Origin of the sequence: Tateyamaria sp. syn59 (genome assembly GCF_007995245.1) — a bacterium.
Lineage (GTDB): Bacteria > Pseudomonadota > Alphaproteobacteria > Rhodobacterales > Rhodobacteraceae > Tateyamaria.
The window spans coordinates 1-1,379 of the sequence record NZ_VCBA01000027.1; the positions used below are offsets into that span (position 1 = coordinate 1).

At 68.5% G+C, this 1,379-nt stretch carries 1 protein-coding gene; it reads right to left on the reverse strand.

Features of this window, described 5'->3' with window-relative positions; translation table 11 throughout:
• Positions 1–787: iron ABC transporter permease (locus FD715_RS21730; protein ID WP_147115170.1), on the reverse strand; the 787-nt coding region annotated here is incomplete at its 3' end.
• Positions 788–1,379: the final 592 nt, after the last annotated feature.

The window sequence follows — 1,379 nt, forward strand, 5'->3', positions numbered from 1 at the left end:
GGCGTTCGAGCAGCGCCAGCAGCAGCGCGATGGCCAGAAGCCCGAGCGCGAGCTGCGCCGCGGCGGCACGGTCGGCGAGGCTGAACCAGCTCTGGTAGATGCCGTTGGCCAAGCTCTGGACGCCGAAATACGACACGGTGCCGTAATCGGCGATGGTCTCCATCGCCACCAGCAGCATGCCGGCCGCGATCGAGGGGCGGGCGATCGGCAAGGCCACCCGCAGGAACGCCTGCCACGGCGTGGTGCCGAGGGTCCGGGCGATGTTGAAGGGCCGCGCCCCCTGGCCCATGAAGCCGGCGCGCGCCAACAGGTAGACATAGGGGTAGAGCACCAGCGTCAGCATGGTCGCCGCACCGCCGGTCGAGCGGATCTCCGGAAACCAGTAGTCGCGCGGTCCCCAGCCCGTGATCTGCCGCAGCAGCGCCTGCACCGCGCCCGGGTGGTCGAGCAGGTCGGTATAGGCATAGGCCACCACGTAGGCCGGGAAGGCCAGCGGCAGGACCAGCGCCACCTCGAGCCAGCGGCGGCCCGGAAAGCTGCAGCAGGTCACGAGCCACGCGGTGCCGGTGCCGATCAGGCCGGTGGCGCCGGTGACCAGGGCGAGAAGCAGCGCGGTGGTGCCGACATAGCCGGGCAGCACGGTCTGCCACAGATGCGTCAGCGTCGACAGGTCGCCCATGGCCGCGGCGACGCAGACCGCGAGGATCGGCAGCAGGATTAGGGCCGAGATGCCGTAGCCCAGAAGCGGGAGCAGCGTCGTGTCGGAGCGGGGCGAGATGGTGGTCATGATGGCTCGGCGAATGTCCGGGGCGGTCGGTTGTCCGTGTCGTCCGTCGCGTCGGGTCTCGGGACGTCGTCGCGGCGCCACGACCTCTATCGGTTCGATCCGCGCTCGGAAACCCGGCAGGCCGCATTCTGTCGCCGCACCGCTGACCGGGAACGGGCTCCGGCCGCGGCGTTCGTACGGGACGGCCGGGGGCTTCGCGACGCGCCTGTCACGCGAAGCGGGGCGGCACCCCGCTCATCTCGTCGCGCCTTGCTACCGCATGGCGACGCACCAAAGGGCCATCGGCTCGGGCGGTCAGGCGATCGGGAGCGACGGCAAGGGGGCAACCTGCCACCGCAGTTCGACACGCGGATGTACCGTGACGGCGGATCTTCGTCGATTTCGGGAAAACCTGGCTGGGGTGGTGGGACTATGTGCTAAGTTATTGATATAAAATAATAATATGGCATAATGAAGTATGTGGTGTCAACCGCCAGACAGGCAAAACGCCCTCTGTGTCACAGGCTGTGCCCCAGCGCCTCAACCGCCTGGGCCACGGCTGGGCCGGGACGACATCGACGATGGGCGATGGTCGTTGCGTCGAATGCGGGCC